Source organism: Arthrobacter sp. AD-310 (genome assembly GCF_054656615.1).
The window spans coordinates 70,932-93,914 of sequence record NZ_BAAHNO010000001.1; the positions used below are offsets into that span (position 1 = coordinate 70,932).

General features: G+C 68.1%; 16 protein-coding genes. 7 read left to right on the plus strand and 9 right to left on the minus strand.

The features are described from left to right. The first annotated feature begins 98 nt into the window (after positions 1–98). The 5 genes from pth (at position 99) to sufU (ending at position 8,450) form a co-directional block, all read left to right on the plus strand. Positions 99–689: an aminoacyl-tRNA hydrolase gene (pth, locus tag ACYQ1Z_RS00325; protein ID WP_459790334.1), complete on the plus strand. Its 591-nt coding sequence runs from the start codon at positions 99–101 to the stop codon at positions 687–689. A 120-nt stretch (positions 690–809) separates the two neighbouring features. Next, the gene (locus tag ACYQ1Z_RS00330) at positions 810–3,545 is read left to right on the plus strand and encodes a LuxR C-terminal-related transcriptional regulator (protein WP_459790335.1); all 2,736 of its coding nucleotides are present in this window, start codon (positions 810–812) and stop codon (positions 3,543–3,545) included. A gap of 106 nt (positions 3,546–3,651) precedes the next feature. Next, positions 3,652–6,189 carry a helix-turn-helix transcriptional regulator gene (locus ACYQ1Z_RS00335; protein ID WP_459790336.1) on the plus strand — a complete coding sequence of 846 codons (2,538 nt, stop codon included), beginning with the start codon at positions 3,652–3,654 and terminating at the stop codon, positions 6,187–6,189. A gap of 464 nt (positions 6,190–6,653) precedes the next feature. Next, the gene (locus tag ACYQ1Z_RS00340; protein ID WP_459790337.1) at positions 6,654–7,979 is read left to right on the plus strand and encodes a SufS family cysteine desulfurase; all 1,326 of its coding nucleotides are present in this window, start codon (positions 6,654–6,656) and stop codon (positions 7,977–7,979) included. A 21-nt stretch (positions 7,980–8,000) separates the two neighbouring features. Beyond that, positions 8,001–8,450: a Fe-S cluster assembly sulfur transfer protein SufU gene (gene sufU / locus ACYQ1Z_RS00345; protein WP_459790338.1), complete on the plus strand. Its 450-nt coding sequence runs from the start codon at positions 8,001–8,003 to the stop codon at positions 8,448–8,450. Positions 8,451–8,517: 67 nt separating this feature from the next. On the opposite strand, the gene ACYQ1Z_RS00350 is transcribed toward sufU, so the two are convergent. Genes ACYQ1Z_RS00350 through ACYQ1Z_RS00360 form a run of 3 tightly spaced genes read right to left on the minus strand, consistent with a single transcriptional unit; the run spans position 8,518 to position 10,826 of the window. Next, positions 8,518–8,739 (minus strand): SCO4848 family membrane protein, encoded by a 222-nt coding sequence (locus ACYQ1Z_RS00350; protein ID WP_459790339.1) that lies wholly within the window; start codon positions 8,737–8,739, stop codon positions 8,518–8,520. 4 nt (positions 8,740–8,743) lie between these two features. Next, entirely contained in the window at positions 8,744–9,241 is a 498-nt protein-coding gene (locus tag ACYQ1Z_RS00355; protein WP_459790340.1) for a DUF2505 domain-containing protein, read from the minus strand. Positions 9,242–9,284: 43 nt separating this feature from the next. After that, complete coding sequence (locus tag ACYQ1Z_RS00360; protein WP_459790341.1) at positions 9,285–10,826, minus strand: SDR family oxidoreductase; 1,542 nt, start codon at positions 10,824–10,826, stop codon at positions 9,285–9,287. Positions 10,827–11,078: 252 nt separating this feature from the next. Here ACYQ1Z_RS00360 and mfd point away from each other — a divergent pair, with 252 nt between their 5' ends. Then, entirely contained in the window at positions 11,079–14,765 is a 3,687-nt protein-coding gene (gene mfd, locus ACYQ1Z_RS00365; protein ID WP_459790342.1) for a transcription-repair coupling factor, read from the plus strand. Between the two features lie 6 nt (positions 14,766–14,771). After that, entirely contained in the window at positions 14,772–15,584 is an 813-nt protein-coding gene (locus ACYQ1Z_RS00370; RefSeq protein ID WP_459790343.1) for a metal-dependent hydrolase, read from the plus strand. 61 nt (positions 15,585–15,645) lie between these two features. On the opposite strand, the gene ACYQ1Z_RS00375 is transcribed toward ACYQ1Z_RS00370, so the two are convergent. The 6 genes from ACYQ1Z_RS00375 to nirB form a co-directional block, all read right to left on the minus strand. Continuing rightward, complete coding sequence (locus ACYQ1Z_RS00375) at positions 15,646–15,906, minus strand: hypothetical protein (protein ID WP_459790344.1); 261 nt, start codon at positions 15,904–15,906, stop codon at positions 15,646–15,648. A 54-nt stretch (positions 15,907–15,960) separates the two neighbouring features. Continuing rightward, positions 15,961–16,686, minus strand: a complete 726-nt coding sequence (gene deoC, locus ACYQ1Z_RS00380) for a deoxyribose-phosphate aldolase (RefSeq protein ID WP_459790345.1) — start codon at positions 16,684–16,686, stop codon at positions 15,961–15,963. A gap of 103 nt (positions 16,687–16,789) precedes the next feature. Further along, entirely contained in the window at positions 16,790–17,650 is an 861-nt protein-coding gene (locus tag ACYQ1Z_RS00385; protein ID WP_459790346.1) for an FAD-dependent oxidoreductase, read from the minus strand. Between the two features lie 203 nt (positions 17,651–17,853). Next, positions 17,854–19,002, minus strand: a complete 1,149-nt coding sequence (locus ACYQ1Z_RS00390) for a uroporphyrinogen-III synthase (RefSeq protein ID WP_459790347.1) — start codon at positions 19,000–19,002, stop codon at positions 17,854–17,856. A 14-nt stretch (positions 19,003–19,016) separates the two neighbouring features. Further along, the gene (cobA, locus tag ACYQ1Z_RS00395; RefSeq protein WP_459790348.1) at positions 19,017–20,051 is read right to left on the minus strand and encodes a uroporphyrinogen-III C-methyltransferase; all 1,035 of its coding nucleotides are present in this window, start codon (positions 20,049–20,051) and stop codon (positions 19,017–19,019) included. Between the two features lie 2 nt (positions 20,052–20,053). Further along, positions 20,054–22,696: a nitrite reductase large subunit NirB gene (gene nirB, locus ACYQ1Z_RS00400; protein WP_459790349.1), complete on the minus strand. Its 2,643-nt coding sequence runs from the start codon at positions 22,694–22,696 to the stop codon at positions 20,054–20,056. Positions 22,697–22,983 lie beyond the last annotated feature (287 nt).

The following is a 22,983-nucleotide window of genomic DNA, read 5'->3' on the forward strand; positions in this document are numbered from 1 at the left end:
TTTTCCGGCGGGGGCGGGGTCCCTGGGGGGTCCGGCCACTGCCATGTCCGCGGCCAATCGGCAGCGGTGCCACATTCCCGCCACCTTAGGATTGACCCATGACTGACACCTGGCTGATCGTCGGCCTCGGAAACCCGGGAGCCCAGTACCAAGGCAACAGGCACAACGTCGGCCAGATGGTGCTTGGTGAACTCGCAGGGCGCATGGGTGCCGGTTTCAAGACCCACAAGGCGCGCGCCCAGGTGGTGGAGGGCCGCCTCGGAATCGGCGGCCCCCGCGTCGTGCTGGCCAAACCGATGACCTACATGAACGTCTCGGGGGGACCCGTCGTCGGCCTTGCGAACTTCTACGGCATCGCACCCGACCACGTGGTGGCTGTCCATGACGAGATCGACATTCCGTTCAATACCGTCAAGCTCAAGATTGGCGGGGGAGAGGGCGGCCACAACGGGCTGCGCGACATCTCGAAAGCCCTCGCCACGAAGGACTACCTGCGGGTCCGGGTTGGGGTGGGACGCCCTCCCGGCAGGATGGATACCGCAGACTATGTCCTCCGGGATTTCGGCACCGCCGAGCTGAAGGAACTGCCGTTTTTGCTCGATGAGGCAGCTGACGCGGTAGAGGTGCTGCTGCGCGACGGCCTCACTGCTGCCCAGCAGAAATTCCATCCGGCGAAGTCCGCGGGGTAGCAAGCCAAAAGTTTAAGCGGTTTCAACCTGTTTCCCTGTCGGTGCCACAAGGTACTCTTCTTCCTATGCGGGGGAGCAAAGGGGCTACACTCCGCTATCGGGGATGTAGGGGATAAGTTCATGTCAATCGAGCCACTCAGCTGGGGACGTGGGTCAACACCTCACGACGTTGGACAGCGGCCGCACAGCACCGGGGCACCGGGGCCGCATTGGTCTGCGCCGGCCCGAAGTGCAAATCTCGATGCCGTCCGGACCGCGCTCACTACGGAAAACTCCCTGGGCGCAGTCATTACCGGCGGGCGGGGCGTCGGAAAATCGTCCCTTGCGCGCGCGGCCGTGGCAGACCTCGGGCCGGACGTCTGGTCGCTGCAGCTCCGCAGCGGACCCGCCGGATCCACCACCCCCTACGGTTGCCTCTCCTTCCTGCTGGCCCGCCTTCCCCAGGCCTACATGGGGTCACCGACCGCCATTCTCCGCGGCATCACATCCCTGATTCGCAGCGACGCCGCCGGCAGGCCCTGCGTCATCACCCTTGACACCTCCGGCAGCATCGATGACATGAGCGCCGGGGTGCTGCTGAACGTACTCCTGACCGGGACCGCCCGGATTATCGCCGTCGCCCCCAACATCAGCGACCTCCCGGCGGACTTCCACTGGCTGCTCACGGACCGGCGGCTGACCGAAGTCCGCCTCAGCAACCTCAACGAACTGCAGACCCGGCAGGTGCTGCTGTCCCTGCTCGGCCACCGGGTCTCAGCCAACCTGGTCGGCACCTATCACCGGATGGTGGGCGGAAACCCGCTGCTCCTCAAGGCCCTGGTCACGGAACAGCAGCTGTCCGGAAACCTGGTGCTCTCCGATTCGGTCTGGACCCTCCGCGACAAAGTGGTGCTCGACGGCGCCGCAAGCCTTGACGACATTGTCCGGTCCCGCTGGTCCCGGGAAACACCGGAAACCCGGGAAGTCATCGAGATGCTCTCGTGTGCGCGGCGGGTGGAGCTGTCCCGCCTGACCGCAATCTACAGTGCGGTTGTCGTCGCCGATATGGAAGACGGCGGCCTGCTGGAAATCGACGACTCCGACCACCGGTGGGTTTCGCTGCGGGAGAAGTACATCGGCGACGTCGTGCGGACATGGCTGAGTATCGCCCGGCGCCGGGAACTGCGCGGTATCCTGCTGGGCGGCACCGAACCGGACCCGGCGGCCATGACCGTCGAAGAGCTGATGGCTTTTGCGGCGTGGACCCATGAGTGCGAGGCCGAGCTGAGCCCGGCCCTGGCCCTGGCGGCCGCGGAGGCAGCCGTCCAGCTGTTCGACCCCAGATTCGCACTGACCTACGCAGACATGCTGCAAAGGACCGATCCGCAGTGGGTGCCCGCCCAGCGCCAGAAAGCGGACGCCTACCTCCAGCTGGATCTTCCCGCCCAGGCGCTGGCAGCGCTTGACGGAATTTCCCGGCCGGAGCTGGACGCCCTCGACGACGTCGAAGAGTACGCCAGCGTGGTGGCCACCAAGGCCCGGGTCATGATGCGGCTTCCGGAGCAGGCAGGCAACGTCCCCGGCCTGCTGGAGGAAGCCCGGAACCGGCTCGCGGCTTCTGCCGTCGGCGCCTCCTGGCCCGAGCCCGCCGCTGTGGCTGACAACCGGATCGCCCTCAGCGGCTTCGAATACCGCGCCTTCACGGGCGACTATGCCGAGCTCATCCCCGAACTTGAGGCAGCCGCCGATCCCGCCGTCAATCCGGACCCGGCCTACCGCATGCACTCGTCCATCATCCTGATGACCGCGCTGGCCATGACGGGAAGGGAGATGGATGCCCTGAGCCTGATGCGGCAGCTGGGCGGACAGATCAGCGACGCCTCCCACGTGGTGGGCCTGCGCGAACGGTACACGCGGGACGCCTACCTGGTCCTGCTGGTTGCCGGGCAATGGCGCCGGTGCATCGACCTCATGGGCAGCCAGGGCACGGAGGAACCATTCCGGCTTCCCTACGGCAGCGCCTCCGCAGAGCTTGCCACGGGCGTTGCGTACGTGTTCGCCGGCCGCGGGTCCGCCGCCCTGGAACCCCTGATGTCCGCCGCCGCGCAGCTCGAGCTGCAGCCCGTCCAGACCGCACTCCGGTTCGCCTATGCGGCCACGGCCCTGGCCCATGCACAAACAGGCAACGTCGTCCCGGCACGGAAGTACCTGGCCAAACTGGCCAGGACCTCGGGCACCTCCGGGGTCGCCACCGAATGCCTGATCGATTTTTGCGCCCTCGTGGCCGGCCGCTGGCTCAACGACCCCGATGCCGCCGCCCAGCTCAAGCAGTCTTCCCGGCGGAACATGGAGGCCGGCCGGTACACGCTGGCCGGGGTGGAACTCCTCGCAGCCACGGTCAACGGCAGCGACGCGGACTTCCGGCTCCTTGAGGACATCGCCGGGCACCGCCAGGGACCACTCGCGGAGGTTTCCCGGCTTATCGCCCTGGGCAGCCGCACCAAGGACGCCAAGACATTGCTGGCCGGTGGCGAACTGGCAGCCACCCTCGAACTGGACACCGTCGAGGCCCGCTGCATGGCGCTCGCCGTCGACTTCGCACGTCAGGACGGCGATTCCATCTCCGCCCGGACCGCCCAGGCCCGGCTGGACATCCTGGCCGCCACCGTCACCAACCTGCCCATCGTGCCCAGCAGTGGCAGCCCGCTGCTCACCAGCAGGGAGCGCCAGATTGCCCGGCTTGCCGGCCGGGGTGCATCAAACCGTGACATTGCCCAGGAAATGGGCGTGTCGGTCCGGACTGTGGAAGGACACCTCTACCAGGTGTTCACCAAGCTCGGCGTAACTTCCAGGGGTGATCTGACTGGACTCGTCTAACGGACACAAGCCCGCACCGGCCCACCGACCCCTTACCGGACGGCGGGAGCCGCTGGACCGGATCTGCAACATCATCCGCAACAACACGAGCCAGGCAGTCTTTGTCATGGCGGGACCAGGCCTTGGCAAATCCTCGCTCACGGAGGCCATCGCCGACCGGCTGGGCAGCGAGCTGAACATCCTCCAGATCCACGGCAGCTCCGCCCTTGCCGCGGTGCCGTTCGGGGTCCTTACCCCCTACACTGGCGACCTGACAGCGGAAGAATCAGTCTCGCCCGTCGCGGTGCTGCGCTCCATGTGGACGTACTTCGAGGGCCTCAAAGCCGGAAACCCTGGCCATGTCCTGCTGGTGGTGGACGACGCACACCATCTGGACGACGCTTCGGCGGGCGTCTTGGCGGACCTGATCTCGGCCGGATGGGCCAGCGTGGTCGCTGCGGCACGGCCCCGGCCCGGGCTGCCCCAGCCCCTGGACCAGTTGTGGTACGACGGGCTTGCGGAGCGGGTGGACCTGCGCCCACTGAACCGGGAACAGATCGAGGAGGTCCTGGAGCACCTCCTGGACGGCACGGTTCCGGCCGCCACCATTGATACCGCCTGGAGTGCCTCCGGCGGCAACCCCCGCCTCCTGGACGCGCTCCTGCACGACGCCGCGGAAGCCGGGATCCTTTCCAAGCGGAACGGCATCTGGATCCTGCTGGGCTCCCTGCCGGCGGACGGCGCCCGGCTGACGGCCGTGGTGGCCAAGGACCACCTCCGCCGCCAGCCGGAAGAGCAGGAAGCCATCAAACTGGTGGCGCTGGCAGGACCCGTGGGCCGGAAAGTCATCGAGGACATTTGCGGGGCGCCGGTCGTGCGGTCCCTCCTGGACCAGCAGATGGTGGTCGAAAACTCGGGCGTACCGGCCGAACTTTCCTTGTGGAACAGCCTGTTCGCCCATGCCATCAGGAATACCATCTCGGTATCACGCAGCCTGCAGCTGCAGGAAAAAATCCGGGCGCACCAGGACGGGGCGGTACTGCGGGGTGAAGGCAGGCTTCGTTCCGTGGAGTGGGCCCTGGAATGCGGCCTGAAGGTACCCGATGCCGACATGCTCGAAGCAGCCGGCGACGCCCTGCAGCTGTTCCGGAACGACAGCGCCCGGTCCATCGCGGTCAGGGTCCACGACCCGGAGCTTGCTCCCTTGGCCCGGGCGGTCCAGGCCAGGGCCCTCTACAACGAAGGGGCCTACGCGGATGCTGCCGCCTTGCTGGACAGCTGCTGGCTGCAGCTTGCCCGCCGGTCTGAGGGGCCGGCAGTCCTGCTGCTGCGCGTCTCCGCGCACCAGGGTGCCGGGCACCAGCTGGCGGCCGTTGCCGAGGACGTATGCGAGCAGGCGAAGCTGCACCCGGAGGCGCTCCAGGGCTGGCCGGCCGAGATCCTGCAGCTGCTGAAGGCCGGCGGCGAAGTGGACCATAAGTTGCTGGCAGCCCGGGTGGAAGACATCAGGGGCCGGGCCGGCAGCGGGGCCGGCCAGCCGGTCACAGCCGTCGGTGAGGCTCTGCTGGCCCACGCCCTGACAGCCGCCGGCCGCCCGGCTGACGGGTTGGACGCCGCGCTCCTGGCAGCCTCCGAGTTGGTCCCGCTGGAGGGCAGCCTGTTTTTCTTCCCGGAATTTGTCCTCGGGCGCCTGGTTACCAGCTACCTGGCCATGGGCGAATGGGAGTCGGCCGGCCGGGAACTCGACAACTACGCGGAAGCACACGCTGCCGGCGCCGGAACGTTCGACGGCAGCCTCCAGCTGCTCCGCGGCTACTCCCTGCTTCGGCAGGGGCGGATGGAACGCGCCTACCAGCTGCTGCTGCCCGCAGTGGAAGCGCTGAGGCTCAACGACCCCCTGCAGCTGTTCCGGTTCGGTTCGGCCCTGGGTTTCTACGTTGCGGCGCGGCTTGGTGATGCCGCCCAGGCGAAGCGGCTGGAACAGGACTACAAGGACGCCGTCGCCGGCGGGCCGGCCCACGACCCCCTGGCAGCCGCCTATGCGGCCGCGGCCGCCGAATATTTGTCCCGTGACGGCAAGGGCCTCGCCACGCTGCACACCATGATGACCGCTGCTGAAGCCGCCGGACGGGCAGGCCACCTGCTCGAACTCCTGGCCGTGTGCTGGGACCTGGGCGATCCCTCCGTGATCCCCATGGTCCAGGACGCCGCCCGCCACGTCCAAGGCCGGTGGGCGGCGGCCATGCTGACGCTCGCCACCAGCTGGGAGGCAGCCGACGGTGACGCGCTGATGGAGACCGCGGCAGCACTCGAGGAAGCCGGCTTCGTCAACCTCGCCCGCGAAGCGTACGCCCGCGCCAGCTCTGTCCTGGAACAGGCAGGGGAACGGCGCCGGTCCCGGCAGGCGGTGGCGCTGCGTGAGAAGTGCGACCACGAACTCGGCGAACGGTTCCGCGAAGGCCGCTTTATCGCCGCTGCCCCCGCCGTTCACCTCACCCGCCGGGAACAGGACATCGTGGAACTGGCCGTCCAGGGGCTCACCGACCGTGAAATAGCGCAGCGCCTGATGGTCTCCGTCCGGACGGTCGAAGGCCACCTGTACCGGACGTACGTCAAGCTGGGCGTCCGCAGCCGCGACGAACTGGAGTCCGCGCTGCCCAAGTAGGCGCCGCCGTCGTCCTCCTTGCGCCGGACCAGCTCCCCAAGCCGCCCTTGCGTTGCCTGATGCCTGCCCGGCTGCCCGGAGGATCATTGCGCGGCCCACCCGCCGTCCGCTGCAAGCACCTAAGTATTGGGCTTCGGGGAAAAACGAGTACACCCTACTCGTGTACGCAACGGCCCCGAAGGATTTACTTAAGGAGGCAAAGCAACGGCAGGCAGGACGGCCGGAGCAGCTGCCAGCAGTACCATCAAGGCCTCTTTCGACTTCCGGTCCCCAAGGGACCGGCTCGAGACGGGGCCGGCGACGTCAGAGTCTTCTGAGACCGAGACTCTCCCCCCAGCCGTCGCCGGCCCTCCGCTCCGCGGGCTGAAGCCCGGAGCGGCTGTGGCGGCTGTCCCTTCGGGCGGCCGCCACAGCCGTGCTGTGGGACAATTGAGTGTCATCCGTTGGCACTCAAGGAGATCGTTTTGGCCGTAGTAACCACGCCAGCCACACTGGAGCAAGCCGTCCCGGTCATCGATAACGCCGAGGTACTGCGGATCCGCAACGACTTCCCGGTCCTGAACCAGTCGGTCAACGGCCGGCCCCTTGTCTACCTCGACTCCGGTGCAACTTCGCAAAACCCGCTGAGCGTCATCGAGGCGGAGCAGGAGTTTTACGAGCAGCGCAACGCCGCTGTCCACCGGGGCGCCCACCACCTTGCCGTCGAAGCCACCGAGGCGTTCGAGGACGCCCGGCAAACGGTCGCGGATTTTGTCGGGGCAGACTACTCGGAGACCATCTGGACCTCCAATGCCACCGAAGGCCTCAACCTGATCTCCTACACCCTGTCCACCGCCGGGCTGTGGGCGGCGCAGGGCAGGGGTGACGCGGCGCTGAAGGATCTCGCCCTCCAGCCGGGTGACGAGATTGTGGTGACCGAGATGGAGCACCATGCCAACCTCATTCCCTGGCAGGAACTGGCGTTCCGGACCGGTGCCACCCTCCGCTATATCCCCATCGACGACGCCGGCAGCCTCCGGATGGACCAGGCCGCCGCGATCATCGGCAGCCGCACCAAGGTCCTGGCCTTCACGCACGCCTCCAACGTCCTCGGCACCATCAACCCGGTCCGTGAGCTTGTCGCCCTCGGCCGGGCCGCCGGAGCGCTCGTGGTCCTGGACGCCTGCCAGTCTGCGCCGCACATGCCCCTGGACGTCAAGGACCTGGACGTCGACTTCGCAGTCTTCTCCGGCCACAAGATGCTCGCCCCCACCGGCATCGGCGTCCTGTACGGCAAGCAGGAACTGCTTGACGTCCTGCCGCCCTTCCTCACCGGCGGTTCCATGATCACCACAGTCACCATGGAACGCGCCGAATACCTGCCGGCGCCGCAGCGTTTTGAAGCCGGCACCCAGCGCATCTCCCAAGCCGTGGCCCTTGCCACGGCGGCCAACTACCTGACGGAAACCGGACTTGACCGTATCCACCGGTGGGAGGCAGAACTGGGTGCCAGGATGGTTGCCGGGCTGGAAGCCCTGCCGGGCATCCGGGTCCTCGGTCCCGCCGCCGGACAGGAACGGATCGGCCTGGCCGCGTTCGACGTCGAAGGCGTCCACGCCCACGACGTCGGGCAGTTCCTGGACTCCCGCGGAATCGCCGTGCGCGTCGGCCACCACTGCGCCCAGCCGCTGCACCGCCGCCTCGGGCTGACCGCCACCACCCGGGCAAGCGCCTACCTGTACAACACCACGGACGACGTTGACCAGTTCCTCGACGCCGTGTCCGGCGTACGGGCCTACTTCGGCGCCTAGCCGCGAGAACGAAGGTAATCCATGAGCCTTGACCAGCTGTACCAGCAGATCATCCTCGACCATTCAAAAGCCCGCCACGGCAGCGGCCTCGCCGGCACAGTTGCTCCCGCAGGAGCAACCACGGGGCAGTCGCACCAGCTCAATCCTGTCTGCGGCGACGAAGTGACCCTGCGCCTGGCCGTGGAGGACGGCAAAGTGGCCCAGGTTTCGTGGGACGGGGCAGGCTGCTCCATCTCGATGGCCTCCGCGTCGGTGCTCAGTGAACTCGCCGAGGGGATGACCGTGGCGGAGCTGCACGAGGTCATCGACAGCTTCCGGGAGGTCCTGCGGTCCCGCGGCAAGGTCCACGCCGACCCGGAGCTGCTGGGGGACGCCGCCGCGTTTGAAGGGGTGGCCCGCTACGCGGCGCGCGTTAAGTGCGCCATGATTTCCTGGGTGGCAGCGGAGGATGCACTGAACCAGGCCGCCTGACCGGGCGCGGCACACACGAAAAAGGCTCTCCTCCCAGCCGGGAGGAGAGCCTTTTTTCGCGCGCGGATTATCCGAACAGTCCCATGATGCCGATGACGGCCGTGGCCGCCCCGAGCACCATGGAGATGCCGACCAGCACCACGTGCACGGTCAGGAACCTGGTGGCCTTGCCGGCGGCGTCGCGGGCACGCGGGTCCTTCATCACCCGGCGCAGGAACTGGGGCCAGACCACCAGCGACCAGAGGCCGGCGACGATCAGGACCAGCGCGGCGAAGACGGGCAGTTCCACGGACCTAGTGGCTTTCCAGCCAGGCCTGCGCCTGCTTGGCCTGCAGGTTCAGTGCCTTGGCCACCATCGGTTCGGCGGCGTCGGCGATCTTCCCGCCCAGGAACGGCACGGAGGACTTGACTTCGCCTTCGAGCTCAACGCGGGTGCCGGCGGCTTCGGCGACCAGGCGCTGCACGGCGGTGACGTCCACGGGTGCGCCGGCAATCTTCAGGGAGATGTTGCTCTGGCGGGAGCCGTCCGCGGCGGGGGCGTCCCAGTTTTCCACCTGGGTCACCTTCAGGTGCTCGCCCACGAACTTCCGGGCAATTTCCGGCAGGCGGGTGGTGGGCAGGGTCCGCACCGAGGTGGCGCTGAAGGCGCCGGCGACGTCTCCGTCAACGGTGAAGGACTCGAGGTTTCCGCCGACCAGCTGGCTGACGTGGCGCTGGAAGTCCTCGTTCACCAGGACAGCTGCGACGCTGTCGACGGAGTGCGGAAGGGAAGTGGTTGCGCTCAGGGCCATGGGTCCTCCTGGACGTTGGGGAACGGTTTTAACTCAAGCCATCCTACGGGGTTCCGGCCGGCCGTTCCGCATCCGCGAGCTTCTGTGCCGCACCGGTGATGTTCCGGGCCATCGCCGGGAAGATCAGGCTGTGGAACGGAAGGACCGCCAGCCAGTACAGCCGTCCACTGAGGCCTTTGGGGAAGAAGATGGCCCGTTGCCGGTACCTGCTTCCGGTTCCGTCAGGCTCCACCGACAGTTCCAGCCAGGCCCTGCCGGGCGCCCGCATCTCCGCCCGCAGCCGCAGCAGCTTGCCCCGCTCAAGCTGTTCGACGCGCCACCAGTCCACTACCTCGCCTGCCACGAGGGAGTGCGGGTGCCGCCGCCCGCGCAGCAGGCCCGCGCCGCCGGTGAGCTTGTCCAGCCAGCCGCGTACCTGCCACGCCAGGGGAAGCGAATACCAGCCGTTCCGGCCGCCGATGCCCTCGATGACGGTCCACACGTGCGCCGGGTCAACGTCGCCATGGAACGTCCGTTCGTCGATGTAGACGGTGTGGCCGGCCCAGTCGGGGTCGCTGGGCAGCGGGTCGGCCGCCGCGCCGGCGTTGGCCCAGGTGGTCTCCACCTGCCCGTCCCGCTCCTTGCCCAGGGCGAGGGCCACGGCGGTACGGTACGGCGTCAACCCGCCCTCGGGCTGCGGGATGACCTGGTCGATGTCATGCTCGTCGGACACCGCGTCGTGCTGCAGGGACTGGACCAGGGGAAAGGCCATGGACAGCGGGATGGGCGTGGTCAGCGCCACCCACATGCCCGCGAGCTTGGGAGCCGGGACAGGCAGGGCGAGGACCAGGCGGTGCGGCAGGCCCGCTTCCGCGGCGTACTCCTTCATCATGCCGGCGTAGGTAAGCACCTGGCGGCAGCCGACGTCGAACGTGCGGTTGACCGGTCCGTCCAGCGACGCGGCGGAGACCAGGTAGTACAGGACATCGCGCACGGCGATCGCTTCGATCCGGTTCCGCACCCAGCTGGGCGCGGGCATCAGCGGCAGCGTTTCGGAGAGGTGCCGGATCATCTCGAAGGAGGCCGAGCCGGAGCCGATCACCACCCCCGCCTGGAACACAATGGCGTCGACCGGGCTGTCCAGGAACACCTGGCCCACCGCTTCCCTGGACCGCATGTGCGTGGACAGCTCCACGCCCTTCGGATGCAGGCCACCCAGGTAGACGATCCTGCCAACCCCGGCGTCGGCGGCAGCCTGAGCGGCGACCCTGGCCATCGCCTTTTCCTTGGCCTCGAACCCGGCTCCTGCGGCCATGGAGTGCACCAGGTAATAAAAGACGTCGACGCCGGCCAGCGCCTTCTGCAGCGCATCGCCGTCGTCCAGGCTGCTTTCCACCACCTCCACACTGGAGCGCCACGGCACCCCGGCAATCTTGTCCGGGGACCGCACCAGCACCTTGACCGTGTGGCCGGCCTCAAGGAGGCGGGGCACCAGGCGGCCGCCGATGTAACCGGTGGCCCCGGTCACCAGGACGGTCTTCGGGGAAGGCTGCGCAGTTGAGGAGGGCTGGGCAGTTGAGGAGGGCTGTGCGCTGGTTCCGGTCATGCTGGCTCCTGTTCGTCAGGTTCTTTCCTTCAGCCATTCGGAGCCGCGCGTCCGGTGGACGGCCGCCCCGGCTGCAATGGCCCGGCCCTGCCAGCCTAATCTCCGGCCCTGCCAGCCTAACCCCCGCCCCTGATCGGGCAGCCGGGAATGTCGCAGCCGCGGGGTAGGCTGGAGGGTACCCGGGATTCGCAGCGAATTTCGGGTTTTCGCGTTGCCTGCGATCCACGATGATTCACCACAGGAGCTTCCGCCATGAGCCTTTCCGGCCCGGCCGCCGCCGGCACAGCCACAACAGCCCCGTCGCTGGACGGACTGCGCCGCGTCCTTGCCTCGGACCAGACCTTCGCGCGCGTCCGCGCGGAGGCAGCCAGGGGCTTCTCCGTCCGCGGGCAGGATTACCAGATCAGCGCCCCGGCCGGGCTGCGTCCGGTGCTGCTCGCCGAAATGGCAGACGGGCTTGCCGCCGCCGCTGAACAATCAGGCAGCGGGGAACCTGGCGTGGTGCTGGCCGTCACCGCCACAGGCCGGGAGGCGGAAGACCTGGCCGGCGCCCTGCGTGCCTACCTGCCTGCGGACGCCGTCGCCGAATTCCCCAGCTGGGAGACGCTGCCGCACGAGCGCCTGTCGCCCCGCTCGGACACGGTGGGCCGGCGCCTCTCCGTCCTGCGCCGGCTGGCCCACCCGCAGAGCTCGACGGCGGGACGCCTGCGCGTTGTGGTGGCGCCGGTCCGGGCAGTGGTGCAGCCCGTCGTGGCCGGCCTGGGCGACCTCGTACCGGTCACCTTGAAGGTGGGGCAGGACGTTTCGTTCACCGACGTGGTCAAGAGCCTCGCCGACGCCGCCTACGCCCGCGTGGACATGGTGACGCACCGCGGCGAGTTTGCCGTCCGCGGCGGCATCATCGACGTCTTCCCGCCCACCGAGGACCATCCCATCCGGGTGGAGTTCTTCGGCGACGAAGTGGACCAGATGCGCTGGTTCGCCGTGGCCGACCAGCGCTCGCTGTCAGCGCCGGGCATCCACCATCCCACCGAGCTGCATGCGCCGCCGTGCCGGGAAATCCTCATCACCCCCTCCGTGATGTCCCGCGCCGCGACGCTCAAGGCGCAGCTGCCGGCGGCGGCGGACATGCTGGAGAAGATCGCCGGTGGAATCGCGGTCGAGGGCATGGAATCCCTGGCGCCCGTGCTGGTGGACTCCATGGTCCCGTTCGTGGACCAGCTGCCCGGGGACTCGATTGCCGTTGTCATCGAGCCGGAGAAGGTCCGGACCCGGGCGCACGACCTCGCAGCGACCAATGAGGAGTTCCTGGAGGCGGCGTGGTCCACGGCGTCCGACGGCGGTGCCGCGCCCCTGGATTTGACGTCCCAGGCCACGGCGGCACTTCACTCGGCCAGCTTCCGTTCGCTGGCCGAGACCCGCGCGTCCTCGCTGGAGCACACCGTCTCCTGGTGGTCCATCACCTCGCTCGCCCAGGATGCGGAACTGCTCCCCGAGGTCGACGTCCTGAACCTGCACGCCCGGGAGCCCCGCGGGTACCAGGGCGACGTGGCCGAGATGATGGACTTCATCGGCTCCCACGTGCGCGACCAGTGGCGCATCGTGGTGGCCACCGAGGGACCCGGCCCGGCCCAGCGCCTGGCCGAGCTGTTCCATGACGCGGACATCCCCTGCGCCCGGGTGGACAGCCTGGACCACGAGCCCCAGCCCGGCATTATCGAGGTGACGACCGCCGCCGTCGGACGGGGTTTTGTCCTGGACGGACTGAAGCTGGGCCTGCTCACCGAAGCCGACCTGCTCGGCAGGACGTCCGCGGCGTCCACCAAGGACATGCGCAGGATGCCATCCAAGCGGCGCAACGCCGTTGACCCGCTGCAACTGGTGGCGGGCGACCACGTGGTCCACGAGCAGCACGGCATCGGCCGGTTCGTTGAACTCCTGCAGCGCAAGGTGGCCGGGGGCAGCGACGGGGTCCGCGAATACCTCGTCCTGGAGTACGCACCGTCCAAGCGCGGCGCGCCGGGTGACCGGCTGTTCGTGCCCACGGACCAGCTGGACCAGGTGACCCGCTACGTCGGCGGTGACACCCCGGTCCTGAGCAAGATGGGCGGCGCGGACTGGGCGAGCACCAAGTCAAAGGCCAGAAAGGCCGTCAAGGAGATCGCCGGCGAACTGATCCGGCTGTACTCGGCCCGGATGGCATCACGCGGGCACGCGTTCGGCCCGGACACCCCCTGGCAGCGTGAACTGGAGGAAGCGTTCCCGTATGTGGAAACACCGGACCAGCTGACCACCATCAACGAAGTCAAGGCCGACATGGAGCGGGAGATCCCGATGGACCGCCTGGTGTCCGGCGATGTGGGCTACGGCAAAACCGAAATCGCCGTCCGCGCGGCTTTCAAGGCGGTGCAGGACGGCAAGCAGGTGGCTGTCCTCGTGCCCACCACGCTCCTCGCCCAGCAGCACTATGAGACGTTCACCGAGCGCTTCTCGGGCTTCCCGCTGCGGGTCAAGCCTCTGTCCCGCTTCCAGTCGGCCAAGGAAGCCAAGGAGACGGCCGAAGGCGTGAAGAACGGGGCGGTGGACGTTGTCATCGGCACCCACCGGCTGCTGTCCAAGGACTTCGAGTTCAAGGACCTCGGCCTGGTGATCGTGGACGAAGAACAGCGGTTCGGCGTGGAGCACAAGGAGGCGCTGAAGAAGATGCGCACCAACGTGGACGTGCTGGCCATGAGCGCCACCCCGATTCCGCGGACGCTGGAGATGTCCCTGACCGGCATCCGCGAGACGTCCACCCTGGCCACACCGCCGGAGGAGCGCCACCCCGTCCTGACCTACGTCGGCCCCTACACGGACAAACAGACGTCCGCGGCGATCCGGCGCGAGCTGATGCGTGAAGGCCAGGTGTTCCTGGTGCACAACCGGGTGTCCACCATCGAACGGACCGCGGCGAAGATCCGCGAGCTGGTGCCGGAGGCCCGGGTGGAAGTCGCGCACGGCAAGATGTCCGAGAGCCGCCTGGAGCAGATCATTGTCGACTTCTGGGAGCGTCGCTTCGACGTGCTGGTGTGCACCACCATCATCGAGACCGGCCTGGACATCTCCAACGCCAACACCCTGATCGTGGACGGTGCGGACAAGTACGGCCTGTCCCAGCTGCACCAGCTCCGCGGGCGTGTGGGCCGCGGCCGTGAACGTGCCTACGCCTACTTCCTGTACCCGTCGGAGAAACCGCTCGGCGAGGTGGCCCTGGAGCGGCTTAAGGCCGTGGCCACGCACAACGAGCTGGGAGCCGGCATGCAGCTGGCCATGAAGGACCTCGAAATCCGGGGCGCCGGCAACCTGCTGGGCGGCGAACAGTCCGGACACATCCAGGGCGTGGGATTCGACCTGTACATCCGGCTGGTGGGCGAAGCCGTGGCGGACTACCGCGGCGAAGCCGAGGAGAAGGCAGCCGAGATGAAGATCGAACTGCCGGTCAACGCGCACCTGCCGCACGACTACGTTCCCGGCGAACGGCTTCGCCTGGAGGCCTACCGCAAACTTGCCGCCGCCCTCACCAACGAGGCGATCGACGAGGTTGTCGCCGAACTGGCGGACCGTTATGGCGAACTGCCGCTGCCCGCGCAGAACCTGGTTGCTGTTGCCCGGTTCCGGGTGGCGGCGCGGGAGGCAGGGCTGTCCGACGTCGCGCTGCAGGGCAACTTCATCCGGTTCTCCCCGGCTCAGCTGCCCGAATCCAAGGTGATGCGGCTCAACCGGATGTACCCGGGCTCCCAAACCAAGCCTGCGCTTGACGCCGTGCTGATTCCCAAGCCGAAGACGGCGCGGATCGGCGGCCGGGACCTGCAGGACGCGGAAATCCTGGAATGGGCCGACGGCGTCATCCGGAACATCTTCTCGGACGCGCCGCTGGCCGTCCCGCCCACAGCGGGCTGACGGATGATGGGAGGACACCACGCCGCGTCGGGAGCCGCGGCGTGGGTAGCTGTTGCGTCCACCGGACCGTACACGCTGGGCTGGTACCCGCTGGACGCCACGGGAATTTTGATTGGCGGCATGGCCACCGCGGGCACGGCCCTGGTGTGCGACTGGGACCACCGGTCGAGTACCGTGGCGCATGCGCTGCCGCCGCTGTCCAACGCGATAGCGCGGGGGATTGAAAACGCCAGCGGCGGCCACCGCCAGGGCACGCACTCGATCCTGGGGGCGGGGGTTTTTGTGCTCCTTGCCGGCCTGGCCGCCCAGTTCCAGATGGAGACACCATGGGGGCACCTCTCCGTGGGTGCCGGGCTGCTGTGCATGTTCCTGATCAATATCGCGGCCAAGGCACTGAAGTTGTTTCCCAAGAGCGGGTTCATCTCCAACTGGATCTTCGCGCTGGTCATGGCGGGACTGGTCACCGTGTATGCGCCGGAACAGTGGACGTGGCTGCCCATGTCCATGCTGATCGGGGTGGTGGTCCACATCGTGGGCGACCTCATCACCACCGGGGGAGTGCCGCTGCTGTGGCCCCTGGTGGTCCGGCCACCGAAGCTGCTCCGCAAGGTTCCGCTGCTGCGGAACGTGTGGCGGCCCAACGGTGCGTTGTCGTTGCCGCTTCTGGGCCGGGCGGGCTCCAAGCGTGAATGGCTGGTCCTGATTCCCGTCAGCGCCTACGCGATGGTGGGAATGACTGTGGCGGGCTGGTCAATCGCCCACAACCAGTGGACCCGGGTGGCCGACGCGGCCGTCGCCTGGACCCGGCTCTGGTTTTAGAGGCAGGAAGGCCCCCGGGACGCCGTCCCGGGGGCCTTCAGTTGCTGCTGCCTGGTTGGGATCAGTGCTCGCCTGCGGAGTCGGAGCGGCCCCAGATGGTCTGCGGGATCCAGAACGCCAGGGCGAACAGGACCAGGCAGGCGGCCATCGGCCAGGGGTTGTCCAGCGTGAGGAACGACAGCGAGTAGATGGCCCCGAAGAACAGCGCCATGATGATCACGAACAGCACCACGCTGCCGGCCAGCTTGTTCTCATTCTGCGGAGTGCGGACATAGCCCTGGTTCGCCGATTCCTGGCCGGACGCGCTGATCTTGCTGGACATAGTTCCTCCTCGGCCCCCGCGGGGCTCAATCTTGTGGCTGCGTTCCGCCTGCTGTCAGTACGCGGATGAACCCTGTTCACCCTTGACAATGGCAATACCGGAACTGGCACCAATACGTGTTGCACCTGCTGCAATCATAGCCTGAGCGTCAGCAAGGGACCGCACGCCGCCGGAGGCCTTCACGCCCATGTCCGGGCCAACGGTCCGGCGCATCAGTGCGATGTCCTCAACGGTGGCGCCTCCGCCATTAAATCCCGTGGAGGTCTTCACGAAGTCGGCACCGGCTGCCGCGGCAGCTTCGCAGGCAAGGACCTTCTGGGCATCGGTGAGCAGCGCGGTTTCGATGATGACCTTAAGGATGGCACCGCTGGCGTGCACGGCCTCAGCCACCGCGGAAATGTCCTCAACCAGCGCACCCTTGTCCCCGGCCCGGGCGGAGGCAATATTGATGACCATGTCCACCTCGTCGGCGCCGTCCAGGACGGCGCCGCGGGCTTCGAAGGCCTTCACGTCGGTGGGGGTCGCCCCCAGGGGGAAGCCCACCACCGAGCAGGTCAGGACGCCCGAGCCCTTCAGGGCCGTCTTGACGGTCTTGACCCATACCGGATTCACGCACACCGACTTGAATCCGTACTCGACGGCCTCCGCGCAGACCTTCAGGACGTCAGACTCCGAGGCTTCGGGCTTCAGCAGGGTGTGGTCAATGTAGGAAGCGATGTTCCCGCCGACCGCGGTACCGGCTGGTACTGCCTGAACGGAAGGGGTGGCTTCGTTGCTCATGATGGTCCTCTCCAAGGCCGGTGGGCCGGGACGTTGTAACGCCCCTGACTCGTTTCCGAACCATCTTGCCACAGCGCCCGGGACACCGGACCGGCCGGCAATGTCAGGCCGCGGCCTGCAGGACGGGACCGGCGGACGCTGCAGTCAGAAGCTGCGTGGCGCAGGCTCCCGCCGCCGAAGCCGCGGCCACCAGCAGGCCCAGCCGGACGCCGTCGAACGCCGCCGCGTCGCCGATCGCCCAGATGCCGGAAACGGACGTGCGGAAGTCGTGGCTGATGACAATCCCGCCGCTGGCCGCGGTGAGCAGGCCAGCGCTCGCGGCGAGTCCGTCGCGGGCCACCCGCTCCTCGGCGAGGACCACCAGGTCGCCGCTCATGCTGCTGCCGTCCTCGAAGATTACGGCAGAGGCCGCGAGCCCGGAGACCGACTGTCCGGGAACGACGGCGGCGGGCCGGGCGGTGGTGCGGATGGGGCGCACGCCGCGGGCGCGGAGCACCGCTTCGGCCTGCCCGGCCGCTGCGCCATTGCCCACCAGGATGCCCAGCGGGCGCCGGCCCAGTTCGCGGGTTATCCGGCCGACGGCCTCGGCGACCCGGGCGGCGTCGTCGATGGTCGAGTAGCTCAGGCACTGGGCGGCGCCTTCCACCGGCCCGGCCACGGGCGCGGATCCTGTGGCGATGACCAGGTGGTCGTAGGCGAATTCCATGCCGTCGGCGGTGGCGACCGTCTTGTTCACGGCATCGATGTGGCTGGCCGGCTGGCCGAACCGCACCGAAACCTGGGGGAGCATGGCCAGCTCCAGCAGTTCCTCCGGGGTGTCATCCCGGCTGCTAAGCACCGTGATGGTGCCGGCGAACCGGGCGCGGTCCAGCTGCGTGACCAGGGCCTGGGCTGCTGGCCCTGCCCCTGCGATAACAATGCGGGTGGCTGCGGAATCGGACGTGGAGGGTGCCGGAGCGGACATGTGCTGGCCCTTTCGCTGGCGGCCGTGACCGGCCGGAACTTCGTGATGCAACCCAGCGTAGGGCGGTGCTTTTACCGTTGTGTTTCCCGTCCATTGCCGGTCCGGGAGGGGTGCGTTCGCCAGTTTTTACCAGCCGGTAACAGAACCCGTGACGCGCCTCTCATCCGGCCGGCGTTGGACACAAACGCCGGGTGCAGACGGTGCTAGACCCGGATCCGGTAGCCCCGCTTGACCACTGTCTCCACCAGCCGCCCGTCCGGCAGGGAGGAACGCAACCGGCTGACGGTCATGTCCAGGGCGTGCACGGAGCCGCGAAGTTCCAGCAGGTCGGACAGCGATTCCCGGGACAGCACAGCGCCGCCAGCACCCAGCAGCGCCCGCAGGAGCAGCAGCGGGGCGGGGGCCAGCTCAACGGGCTGGCCGTCGATGCGCAGGCTCCGTCCCCGGAGCTCGATGCTGCCGGAGCGGGTGTCCAGCCGGCGGACGTGGTTCAGGGCCAGGTGTTCGCACACCAGCCGGATGAGCGCGCCCATGCGGAAACGTTCCGGGATCAGCGGCTTGATCCCTGCGTCAAGCAGCGGCTGGGCCGTGACCGGTCCCACCACGGCGGTGGTGACGTTTGTCTTCAGGCTCTCAATCAGCTGCTTGTAGACGCCCATCTCGTGGGCGGTGCTCCACATGGCGTCGACGGCGGGGGCGCTGGTGAAGGTGAGCACGTCCAGGTTGCCCGTGCAGGCGGCGTCGATGAGGCGCGGAAGCTTGTCCTCGCCGTCGGGCTTCACCCAGCGGTAAGGCGTGACGGTGAGGACGGTCGCGCCGGACATGCGGAGCCGCTCAAGCTGCCGGACATCCGTGTAGCCGTGCAGCTGCACGGCGACCGTCTTGCCGCGGACACCCTCGGTGAGCAGCATGTCCACCAGTGTTGCGGTGGTTTCGTCGCTGCTGATGCCGACGTCGGCCAGGCCGGCCGCGCGCACGGCGCCGCGGGCTTTGGGGCCGCGGACGAACATCCGGCAGGCCCCCAGCGTTTCGAGCAGTTCATCGCCGATGCCGAAGGAATCCGCGGCCTCGCACCAGCGGCGCATTCCGTACGCGGTGGTCGCGATGCAGAGGTCCGGCTTCGCCGCGATGATGGCGCGGGTGTCCTCGATGAGCCGGATGTCCTCCTGCACAGGGGCGATCTTGAGCGCCGGTGCATGGAGCACTTCCGCGCCGCGCCGTTCGAGGGCCTCGATCAGGTCCCTCGAGCGCCGGTGTGAGGTCACGCCGATGCGGAAACCTTCAAGCGGTGATTCGGCGGCGTCTGTCGCTTCTTCCGCGGGGGTGGCATCAGCCGGTGCAAGTGCAGTCATGGGTGTCAATCCTTTCACGAACCCAGCAGCGAGGCCGCCAGCCTGTCCAGGTCGGCTGCGGCCTCAGCATGCCCGCGGTTGGCTTCGGCCACCCGGACCACCTCGCCGATGACCAGCACGGCCGGGTTGCTGCAGCCGGCTGCGGCAGAGGTGATGGTGCCGAGGTTTGCGATGGTCGTGCGCTGGCCGGGACGGTAGCCGCGTTCCACCACTGCCACGGGCATGTCCGGGCGCATCCCCGCGCGGCGGAGGCCTGCTGCCAGCTGGTGGAGCGTGCCGATGCCCATCAGCACCACTATCGTGCCGCCGAGGCCGGCCAGGTGCTTGTGCTCCTTCTCCGTGAGCGGGGCGTGCCCGGACACGACCGTGAACATGTGGCTGACCTCGCGGTGGGTCACCGGGATGCCGGCGGCGGCCGGCACGGAGATGGCGCTGGTGACGCCCGAGACGACGTTGACCTTGACCCCGGCCGCGACGCACGCGGCGACTTCCTCGCCGCCGCGGCCGAAGACGTACGGGTCGCCGCCCTTGAGCCGGACCACATTGTTGCCCGCCAGCGCGCTTTCCACCATGAGCTTTTCGATGTCGGACTGGCTGACCTTGTGGTGGCCGGGCTTCTTGCCGACGTCGACGAGTTCGGCGGAGGTTAGCGACGGCAGCTCCTGGTAGGGGGCGAGCCGGTCGTAGAAGACCACGTCGGCGTCGCGCAGGGCCTTGATGGCTGCCACGGTGAGCAGGTCCGTGGTGCCGGGACCGCCGCCCACCAGGGTCACGTGGCCGGCCGGCCCGGCTGCAGGTTCGGCGGCCACGGGGATCCCGGCCGCGCGGCAGCGGTCCAGGAGCGCGTCCCAGCCGGGCTGCCCGTCGTCGACGGCCGCCACCAGGAACGGCTTCTCCGGCAGCGGGCCGTCGTGCGCGGCTCCCTCCGGGGTGCTGAGGCGGTGGACGACGGCGCCCGCGGCCTCATAGCGCCGCACGGCCTGCCGCGCCGCGGTGTCGGAGCCGGTGACCAGGACGTCGCGGCCGGTGAGATCAATGGTGAGCTGCATGCTTAGGCCTCGTTCCCGGTGGGTCCCAGCGAGCCGGAGCGGACGGCAATGGATGCGCCGAGGAGGACTTTGCCCTTTTCCTCCTGGGTGGCGGGACGCATCTGGCCGCGCTCGTCCGGGACGAAGGTGATGGAGTCGTCCTTCTGGTCCGGGGCGTTGACGAAGGAGCGGAAGCGGCGCAGGCGCTCAGGGTCTTTCAGGGTGTCCGCCCACTCGTCGATGTAGGTGTCGACGTGCTTTGCCATGGCCGCTTCCAGGTCCGCGGCGATGCCGAGGGTGTCCTTGACCACCACGTCCTCGACGTGCTTAATGCCGCCGTCGAGTTCTTCCTGCCAGCGGGCTGTGCGCTGCAGGCGGTCAGCGGTGCGGATGTAGTACATGAAGTAGCGGTCGATGTACTTGATCAGTGTTTCGTCGTCGAGGTCCTTGGCCAGCAGCTGGGCGTGCGCCGGAGTTGCGCCGCCGTTGCCGCCCACGTACAGGTTCCAGCCGTCGGCCGTGGCGATCACGCCGACGTCCTTGCCGCGGGCCTCGGCGCACTCACGGGCGCAGCCGGAGACACCCATCTTGAGTTTGTGCGGGCTGCGCAGGCCGCGGTACCGCAGCTCCAGCTTGATGGCCATGGCCACCGAGTCCTGGACGCCGAAGCGGCACCAGGTGGATCCGACGCAGGACTTCACGGTGCGCAGGCTCTTGCCGTAGGCCTGTCCGGACTCGAACCCGGCGTCCACCAGCTCCTTCCAGATTTCCGGGAGCTGTTCGAGGCGTGCACCGAACATGTCGATCCGCTGGCCGCCGGTGATCTTGGTGTACAGGTTGTACTTCTCGGCCACAGCGGCGATGACGCCAAGCTTCTTGGGGGTGATTTCACCGCCGGCGATGCGCGGAACCACCGAGTAGGTGCCGTCCTTCTGCATGTTGGCCAGGGCGCGGTCGTTGGTGTCCTGCAGGGTGCCGCGGCCGGCGTCCAGCACGTAGGCGCTGTTCTGGCTGGCCAGGATGTTGGCGATGGTCGGCTTGCAGATGTCGCAGCCCGCGCCGGTGCCGTACTTGGCCATGATCTCTTCGAAGGAGGTGAGCTCCAGGACACGGATGGCATCGAACAGTTCCTGGCGGGACAGTTCGATGTGCTCGCAGAGGGCCTTGGAGACTTCGACGCCGGACTTGGTGAGCTCGGTTTCCAGCAGTTTCTTCAGCATCGGCACGCAGGAACCGCACTGGGTTCCGGCGCGGGTGCAGCCCTTGAGCTCACCCAGTTCCTGCACGGGCGCGTTGCCCTCGCAGGCGCCGCAGCCGTTGATGGCGTCGCGGATGCTGCCGGCGGTGACGTTGTTGCAGGAGCAGAGGGTGGCGTCGTCCGGCAGTTCGGTTTCGGGGGCGTCGCCGCCGCCGGCAGCGGAGAGGAACGCACCGGGTTCCGCGGGCAGTTCGCGGCCCAGGAGCGGGCGCAGGCTCATGTACGGTGAGGCGTCGCCGACGAAGATGCCGCCGAGGAGGGTCTTGGCGTCGTCGGTGGTGACGATCTTCTGGTAGACGCCGCGGGCGGGGTCGGCGTAGACGATCTCGAGCGCGTGCTCGGTCTTGGCGAAGGCATCACCGAAGCTGGCGACGTCCACGCCGGAGAGCTTCAGCTTGGTGGCGGTGTCGAAGCCGGGGAAGGTGGCGTCGCCGCCGTGCAGGCGGTCTGCGACGATTTCGGCCATGGTGTTGGCGGGGGCCACCAGGCCGAGGCACATGCCGCCGAAGTTGGCTACTTCGCCGATGGCCCAGATGCCGGGGACCTCGGTGGCGCAGTAGTCGTTGATGACCACGCCGCCGCGGGGGCCCAGGCTGAATACCTGTTCTTCGCCCTCGGCGGCGCGGAAGAGTTCGTCCCGCGGCCGCACGCCGATGGCGACGATCACGATGTCGGCCGGGATGATGCGTCCGTCGGCCATCAGCACTCCGGTGACCTGGCCGTCGTCGTCCGTCAGAATCTCAGAGGGAAAGACGCCGCCGTGCACTTCGAAGCCCTTCGCCTCGATCAGGCGGCCGAGGGCCTGGCCGGCGCCCTCGTCCAGCTGGGTGTTCATCAGCCACGGGGCTCCGTTGATGACCACGGGGGTGGCGCCGAGCTGCTCGGTGCCTGCCGCCGATTCCAGGCCGAGGAGGCCGCCGCCGATGGTGACGGCATTGATTTTGCGGCCGAGCTTTTCGGTGAGGCCGGCAATGGACTTGTTGATGGCCCAGACGTCCTCAAGGGTCCGGTACACATGGGCGTGCTCGGCGCCAGGGAGCGGCAGGCGCGCGGCGTCGGAACCGGTGGCAACCACCAGCTCGTCGTAGGGGTACTTGTTGCCGGCGGCGGTTTCCACCGTCCTGGCTTCGGCGTTGACCTTCACAACACGCTCGCCGGTCTTCAGCTCGATGGAAGCGTGGTCCCACATGGCCGCGGTTCCCAGCGTCAGGTCGACGTCGACATCAGTGAGGGCCTTGGACAAGGCCACCCGGTCGTAGGGGAGGTGGGCTTCTTCGGTGAGGACAGTGACATGCCAGCCGTCAAGGCCACGGGCATGCATTGCGTCCGCAAAACGGTGGGCCGCGGGGCCGCCGCCGGCGACGACGATGCGGCGCGGAGTCTCGGTGCTGGAAGTCTGTTCGGTCACTGTGGGCCTTTCGCATGGGCCGCAGACGGTGCTCCGCGGCCTTCTCTGTCGAGCAGTAAATCCAGACTAGGAAGAGGCAGTTTCGCTTCAGTTTCCCAATTGTTTCGCCAACTTAACTTCTGCATCACGAACGCATTTCCGGGCGGGTTAGGTGTCTTTTACGCGCCCGACACATTCACTGCACCCCCGTGAAACACCCTGCGCCTAGCGTGGAACACGGCCGCCCAGGCAGCCAGCACCCCCAGACAACAAGCACCGAGACAACAAGCGCAGGGAAAGGAGCCGGA

Coding starts and splice junctions, on each gene's coding strand:
- ACYQ1Z_RS00390 (WP_459790347.1), bottom strand. CDS start 19,002: ATGACTGCACTTGCACCGGCTGATGCCACCCCCGCGGAAGAAGCGACA.
- deoC (WP_459790345.1), bottom strand. CDS start 16,686: ATGAGCAACGAAGCCACCCCTTCCGTTCAGGCAGTACCAGCCGGTACC.
- sufU (WP_459790338.1), top strand. CDS start 8,001: ATGAGCCTTGACCAGCTGTACCAGCAGATCATCCTCGACCATTCAAAA.
- ACYQ1Z_RS00330 (WP_459790335.1), top strand. CDS start 810: ATGTCAATCGAGCCACTCAGCTGGGGACGTGGGTCAACACCTCACGAC.
- ACYQ1Z_RS00360 (WP_459790341.1), bottom strand. CDS start 10,826: ATGACCGGAACCAGCGCACAGCCCTCCTCAACTGCCCAGCCCTCCTCA.
- ACYQ1Z_RS00355 (WP_459790340.1), bottom strand. CDS start 9,241: ATGGCCCTGAGCGCAACCACTTCCCTTCCGCACTCCGTCGACAGCGTC.
- cobA (WP_459790348.1), bottom strand. CDS start 20,051: ATGCAGCTCACCATTGATCTCACCGGCCGCGACGTCCTGGTCACCGGC.
- mfd (WP_459790342.1), top strand. CDS start 11,079: ATGAGCCTTTCCGGCCCGGCCGCCGCCGGCACAGCCACAACAGCCCCG.
- ACYQ1Z_RS00385 (WP_459790346.1), bottom strand. CDS start 17,650: ATGTCCGCTCCGGCACCCTCCACGTCCGATTCCGCAGCCACCCGCATT.
- ACYQ1Z_RS00375 (WP_459790344.1), bottom strand. CDS start 15,906: ATGTCCAGCAAGATCAGCGCGTCCGGCCAGGAATCGGCGAACCAGGGC.
- ACYQ1Z_RS00370 (WP_459790343.1), top strand. CDS start 14,772: ATGGGAGGACACCACGCCGCGTCGGGAGCCGCGGCGTGGGTAGCTGTT.
- ACYQ1Z_RS00335 (WP_459790336.1), top strand. CDS start 3,652: ATGGCGGGACCAGGCCTTGGCAAATCCTCGCTCACGGAGGCCATCGCC.
- pth (WP_459790334.1), top strand. CDS start 99: ATGACTGACACCTGGCTGATCGTCGGCCTCGGAAACCCGGGAGCCCAG.